Consider the following 6,213-nt stretch of genomic DNA (forward strand, 5'->3'; position numbering starts at 1 on the left):
GCGGTCTGCGCCGCCGGGTCCGTCGGAAGCGAACTGTCCGGGTCGGCGTGAGGGCCGGGCCGCGGCGGTGAGCGGCGGCCCGGGCCGTCAGGGCCGGGACAGCCGGGGTGGCAGGACGCCGGTGATCAGGGCGTCCAGGGCCTGGTCGATGGTGGCCCCCAGGTACCAGTCGCCGCTGTGGTCCAGGCTGTAGACCCGGCCCTCGGCGTCGATGGTCAGCAGCGCCTGTCCGTCCGCCTCCTCGCCCAGCGGGCTGAGTTCGGTGCCCAGCGCCCGCCCCAGGTCCGCCAGGGTGCGGGCCAGATGGAGCCCGCGCAGCGGGTCGATCAGGAACGGCGTGGGGGCGATCTGCCGCCCCGAGCCGGGCGGCCGCACCTCCAGCCCGCCGAACTCCGCCCATGCCTCCACCGCGGCGGGGAAGACCTGGTGCCGGTGGCCGGCGGGGGAGGAGTGGGCGCGCAGGGTGTCGGCCCAGAACTCCGCCTGCTTTATGTCCCAGCGCCCGGGCTGCCAGCCCGCCTCGCGCAGGACGGCGTCCACGGCGGCCGGGAAACGGGTGGTGGCGGTGCGTTCGAAGGCGCGCATGCGATCAGCCCCTGTCCGCGGTGCCGAAGGCGTCGACGCTGGCCACCCCGAAGTGGTTCAGCAGCGCCGCACAGGAGCGGCAGGGTGGGGCGTACGCGCCGTGCAGCGGGTCGCCGTCCTCGCGGATGCGCCGGGTGGTGAGCCGGGCGTTCTTCAACGCGCGGCGCGCCTCACCCGGGGTGAGCGGCTTGCGCGAGGCGCGCTTGCCGCGGTTGCCCTCGACCGCGCTCAGATGGCGGGAGAGCAGCACCGCCTCCGGGCAGCGGCCGGTGAACCGCTCGCGCTGACCACTGCCCAGGGTGTCGAAGAAGTCCTGCACCAGGTGGTGGAGTACGGGCGGCTGGTCGGCCTTGCCCGCGGTGCAGGTGAGAGTCTCGCCGCGGATGGCGAGGGCGGCGGCCACGGTGGGCAGGATGCCGTCCCTGCGGTGCAGCACCGGCGGCGGTCCGGCCGGCTGGGTCCCCCCGCTCCAGCTGAGCCGGGGGTCGCCTCCGGCCTGCGTGGGTACGGTGGGCCCGCGACCCTCCGTAGTGTTCATGACGGTCATTCCCTCCCTGCGCCAACGCGCGCAACCCCCTGTTGCGGGGGTCAGCCTGCCAAATGGGGCGGGTGGTGCGGAAATCAGGTCCGTCCCGGCGCGTCGCGTGGACGGCCGCCGTCACGGTGGGTGCGGGGAGCCGGGTGCGCCCACGCGGCACCGCATAGTCTGTCCGTAGTAGCCAGCAGCAGCAGGGGGCAGAACCGCCATGACGACAGGTCGGCAAGGACTGGGGGCACCGCCCAGCAGCGGTGCTGGACATGCCGCGCCACCGAACACGGCCTACGCCGGGCAGGTCGTGCACTTCCCGGACCCGGTGCGCGCCGCCCGCTACTCGCGCGGTGTGCGCGTGGACGAGCACGGCTACCCGGACTTCGAGCCCTTCGCGCGGGCCGCGGCGGAGATCGCCGAACCGCCGGAGGGCTTCGGCGTCGACGAACTGCGGCTGACCGACTACGTCTCCGCCAACGCGGCCCTGCACGCCGCCGGCCACCCGCTGTGGGACGGGCTCTCCTCGGTCGCCACCCCGCACGGCTGGACCTGGCACCATGTCGCCGGTACCCGCCGGATGGAGCTGATCCCGGCCGAGGTGAAGGCGCTGCTGCGGCACCACGGCGGGCTGGCCACCGCCCAGGTGGACCAGGACAAGCGGGGCACCCGCCCGCTGCAGGAGACCCGGCCGGTGCACTTCGGACTGCCCAAGCGCGGCATCTCGGTCACCGAGGAGCAGGTGCTGGGCGTGGAGGAGGACCTCGGCTACCGCCTGCCCGAGGCCTACCGGTCCTTCCTCAAGGCCGCCGGCGGCTGCGCGCCGGCCGGCGCCGCACTCGACCCGGAGCTGGGACTCCTGGTCGACCAGCCGTTCTTCACGGTGCGCGACGAAGCGGCCGTCAACGACCTGGTCTACGTCAACAAGTGCCTGCGCGACCACTTCACCAAGGATTACCTGGGCGTGGGCTTCGTCCAGGGCGGCGTGATCGCGGTGAAGGTCAAGGGCGAGGCGGTCGGCACGGTGTGGTTCTGCGCCTACGACGACGCCCGGGACCAGGACGGTTGGACGGTGCACGACCGGGTCGAGCGGCTGATGCTGCCCTGCGGCGAGGACTTCGACGCCTTCCTGCTGCGACTGGCGGGCAACCCGCCCGAGCTGGAGACCGTGGCGCATCTGATGGTGGACGGCGGCTTCGCGTACGCCGTCCCGGTGGAGGGGTGAGCGCGCGATGGTGACGTTCGCGCAGGCGCAGGAGCGCGCGGAGCTGTGGGTCAACGGGGACGTACCCGGCTACCAGCAGCGCGAGGTACGGGTACGGGAGTTCGACCTGGGCTTCGTGGCCTGGGCGGAGGACCGCGAGGGCGGTCCGGCCTCCGGCTCCCCCTCCGGCGGCGCCCGGCTGGTGATCGCCCGGGACAGCGGGGAGACCACCCTGTGGCCGGCGCTGCCGGTGGGTGAGGTGATCCGCCGTTACGAGGAGGAGTACGGCACGCTCCCCGAACCGGCGGACACCTCCGCGGAGCCGCCGCAGCGGATCGACCTCAACGCGACCTCCTTCCTGCTCACCCCACCGCAGTGGTTGCAGGACGCGGCGGACGCGATGGGCATCCCGGACCGCCGCTCGGGCACCGGCGCCGACGCGGGCGCGGGCGCGGGCCGGGCCGGAGGCGGGGCGGACGAGGCACCTTCCCCGGCCGCGGCCCCGTCTTCCCCGTCTGCCCCGTCTGCCCCGTCTGCCCCGTCCGCGCCGGTGGCCTCGACGCCCGCGGACGCATCGGCGGGTGCCGGGAGCGGTCTGTCCAAGGGCCCGCAGAGCCCGCAGAGCCCTCAGAGCCCTCAGGGCGGGCCCGGGGTGGCCGCCGCCGAGGCGCCGCCGGCCGCACCCGGCGGTTCGGGCCACGGCCCGGGCGCATCCGCCCCGGGTGGGTCCGTCGGCGGTACCCCCTGGACCGACGCGAACTCCGGTACGGACGACGGGGACCGCTCGGTCGCGCCGCCTGCCACGGTCTTCGCGCCGCCGCTGGCGGGTTCCGACGATGACGACACCCCGCCGCCGGGGGTGCGCCCGGACGCCCCGACCCAGCTGATGTCCGCGGGCAGCGCGCTGCCGCCCACCGCCATCGCGCCCGCGTTCGACCTCTCCGCCCAGGGAACGGGCGGCCCGCTGGGGCCCGGGGGGCCAGGCGTGCCGACGCCGGGTGTCCCTGGTGCCCCTGGTGTTGCTGGTGCGCCGGGTGTTCCTGGGGCTCCCGGGGTGCCTGGTGCTCCTGGAGTCCCCGGAGCCTCCGCGGCCCCTGGTGCGCCAGGTGTGCCCGGAGCGCCCGCCGCTCCCGGGATGCCCGGCCCGCCCGGCGCCCCCGGAGTTCCCGGCGCGGCGGCCCCGGGGATGCCCGGCGCTCCCGCCGCCCCGGGAGTCCCTGGGCCGCCCGGTGCGCCCGGTGCGCCCGAGGCGTACGGGGCGTACCAGGCGTACGGGGGCGGGCTGCCCGGGCCGGGGACGCCGGTGGCGCCCGGTGCGTAAGGGCGGAACGGGAGCTGCGTCCCGGCGGGGAACGGTCCCGGTTGGTACGGCTGCGGCCACCGGCCCTGGGCGAGCGGCGGGCCCCAGTACGGCGGCATCGGCAGGCGCGGGCGAGGCACCGAGAAGGCCGCGTGGGCGAGGGCGGGCTGGGCCACCTCCCTGCGCTGCCACAGCTTGTTCAGGAGCGCCTGCTCCCGGGCGGTGAACTCGGCGCCGACGGTGCCCCGGTGGGCGCGTTGCCGCAGAAAGGCGAGCGAGGTGGCGTACGCGGTGTACTCGGCGACCGTGCGCGCCGCCGCGCTGCCCCGGGTACGCCGGGCCAGATCGCGGGCGATACCGCGGGCGCGCATCGAGGACAGGGCGAGCGGCTCCGGCGGGGTGATCCAGCCCGCCGCCTGGTAGACCGGCAGATACGCGCGTATGGTGCGCAGTTCGTTGCCGCGCGACCAGACGGCCAGCCAGGTCAGCAGACCGAACACCGGGACCATGAAGAGGGCGTAGACGGCCAGGAAGCCGAAGCCGCCCAGGGTGGCCGAGCCGTTCCAGAGGCCATGCAGGACCATCGCGGTGAGCAGCGCGGCGATCGGTATGAGGACCCGGCGCACTCGCTGCCGGGCGGTGGCGGCCGCGGCGAGGCCGAAACCTATGCCGGTCATGGCGGTGAAGAGCGGGTGGGCGAACGGCGACATGATGACGCGGATGAAGAAGGTCGCCGCGGTGAAGGAGCGCAGGCCCGAGTAGCCGGCGTCTTGGTCGTTCACGAAGGCCGAGCCCAGATAGAGGATGTTCTCGGTGAAGGCGAACCCGGTGGCGGTGATGCCGGCGATCACCACGCCGTCGGTGATCCCGTTGAAGTCGCGGCGGCGGAAGAGGAAGAGCAGTGCCACCGCGCTGCCCTTGGCGCTCTCCTCCACCACCGGCGCCACGAAGGTGGCTCCCCAGGCGTCCGCGTCCGCCTGGTGGTCGGCGGCCGAGGAACCGTGCACCGTGGACATCAGCCACTCGGTCGCGAAGGCGTTGGCGAGCAGGGCGACCAGCGTCGCGGCACAGGCACCCCAGGCGAACGCGAAGATCAGGTTCCGCCAGGGCTTCGGCTCCACTCGGTCCAGCCAGCGGAACGCGGCGATCAGCAGCGGCACCGGAAGCACCGCGAGCCCCAGCCCGACCAGGAAGCCCTCGGTACCGGTCTGCTCGCGCACCAGGGCGAGGATGACCAGCCCGGACAGGGAGAGCAGCAGCACCAGCAGGGTGGCGCGCAGCGCACGGTTGTACCAGAGGTTGTCCCACCATCGGTGCGACGGTGTGGAGTGCCACCCCGCGGGCTCCGGCCCGGCGTCAGCGTCCGGTCGCGGCTCGGCGCCCGGGACCGGTGGAGCGGATTCGCGCGGTGATGGGGACTGGTGCACTCGACGACCCTAACGAAGGGGGAGTGTGGGGGGCTCAGCGATTATGCCCGGCCCAGAGCCGGCCGTACGCCCCGCCCGGAGCGCCCGCCCCGGGCCGTCGGCGCCCCCGGCGGAGCCTCTGCCGGGGGCGGACCGGTCAGCCCTTGCGCCGGAAGATCAGGTCGTGCACCCGATGCCCCTTGTCCAGCCCCTGTCCCTCGAACTTGGTCAGTGGCCGGAAGTCGGGGCGGGGCGCGTAGCCGCCGTCCGACTGGGTGTTCTCGAAGTCCGGGGAGGCGGTCAGCACCTCCAGCATCTGCTCCGCGTACGGCTCCCAGTCGGTGGCGCAGTGCAGCAGGGCGCCTGGCCGGAGGCGGGTGGCGGCCAGCGCGACGAACTCGGGCTGGATCAGCCGCCGCTTGTGGTGCCGCTTCTTGGGCCACGGGTCGGGGAAGTAGACGCGCAGCCCGGCCAGCGAGTCCGGCGCCAGCATCTCGCGCAGCAGGATGATCGCGTCGCCGTTGGCGACCCGGATGTTGGACAGTTCGTTCCGCTCCGCGAGGGCGAGCAGATTGCCCTGGCCCGGGGTGTGCACATCGGCGGCGAGTATGCCGGTGCCCGGGTCGGCGCCGGCCATCTGCGCCGTGGCCTCGCCCATGCCGAAGCCGATCTCCAGCACCACCGGCAGCTCCGGGTCGCCGAACAACTCCCCGAGATCGAGGGGGCGCAGTCCGTCGATGTCCAGCCCCCAGGCGGGCCACAGACGACGCAGGGCATCGCCCTGACCTGGGGTGACCCTGCCGCGGCGGGGTCGGAAGGAGCGGATGCGGCGCTCGTGGTGCGAGCCGGCCGGGTCGGCTACGGGGCCGCCGGGGAACATCGGCTCACCGCGGTCGCGGCGGCGCTGGCCTTCGCTGGGCTGGGGTGCGGTGGGGTTCTCGGACACAATGGGTCGATTCTACGGTCGGTCGGGCGCGGGTCGGCTGCGAGCTCGGCCACGTTCCGGCGGCCGCGGTGTCTGTGGTTTTCGTGGAGATCCGCGGAGTCCGCGGACTCCGCGTGGCGCGGGGCCGACCGGGATGGGACGGGCGGCCACCGCGCTCGGGAGCCGGCCCCATGGCCTGGGCCGTCGGTCCGCCGGGGCCTCCCGTGGTCCAGGCTAGGCCAGCCCGCCAGCCCGCCAGCCCGCCAG

At 74.7% G+C, this 6,213-nt stretch carries 4 protein-coding genes and 1 pseudogene; 1 reads left to right on the top strand and 4 read right to left on the bottom strand.

The genetic code is table 11. From position 1 onward, the window contains the following. Positions 1-87 precede the first annotated feature (87 nt). Positions 88-585, bottom strand: coding sequence for an SUKH-3 domain-containing protein (locus E4099_RS06960; protein WP_135338060.1), 498 nt, complete (start codon positions 583-585; stop codon positions 88-90). A 4-nt stretch (positions 586-589) separates the two neighbouring features. Then, positions 590-1,123, bottom strand: coding sequence for a YwqJ-related putative deaminase (locus E4099_RS06965; protein WP_135338061.1), 534 nt, complete (start codon positions 1,121-1,123; stop codon positions 590-592). Between the two features lie 208 nt (positions 1,124-1,331). On the opposite strand from E4099_RS06965, the gene E4099_RS06970 reads away from it, so the two are divergent. Then, a complete protein-coding gene (locus tag E4099_RS06970; RefSeq protein ID WP_135338062.1) occupies positions 1,332-2,336 on the top strand; it encodes an SMI1/KNR4 family protein in 1,005 nt (334 codons plus the stop codon). A gap of 1,215 nt (positions 2,337-3,551) precedes the next feature. Here the strand turns inward: E4099_RS06970 and E4099_RS06985 are convergent. Both E4099_RS06985 and trmB read right to left on the bottom strand, forming a co-directional pair. Further along, positions 3,552-5,042: pseudogene (locus tag E4099_RS06985) on the bottom strand (PrsW family intramembrane metalloprotease); the annotation flags it as partial. Positions 5,043-5,178: 136 nt separating this feature from the next. Next, a complete protein-coding gene (trmB, locus tag E4099_RS06990) occupies positions 5,179-5,901 on the bottom strand; it encodes a tRNA (guanosine(46)-N7)-methyltransferase TrmB (protein WP_245244647.1) in 723 nt (240 codons plus the stop codon). Between the last annotated feature and the right edge of the window lie 312 nt (positions 5,902-6,213).

This window comes from Streptomyces palmae (assembly GCF_004684805.1).
GTDB lineage: Bacteria > Actinomycetota > Actinomycetes > Streptomycetales > Streptomycetaceae > Streptomyces > Streptomyces palmae.

Coding starts and splice junctions, on each gene's coding strand:
- E4099_RS06960 (WP_135338060.1), bottom strand. CDS start 585: ATGCGCGCCTTCGAACGCACCGCCACCACCCGTTTCCCGGCCGCCGTG.
- trmB (WP_245244647.1), bottom strand. CDS start 5,901: ATGTTCCCCGGCGGCCCCGTAGCCGACCCGGCCGGCTCGCACCACGAG.
- E4099_RS06965 (WP_135338061.1), bottom strand. CDS start 1,123: ATGAACACTACGGAGGGTCGCGGGCCCACCGTACCCACGCAGGCCGGA.
- E4099_RS06970 (WP_135338062.1), top strand. CDS start 1,332: ATGACGACAGGTCGGCAAGGACTGGGGGCACCGCCCAGCAGCGGTGCT.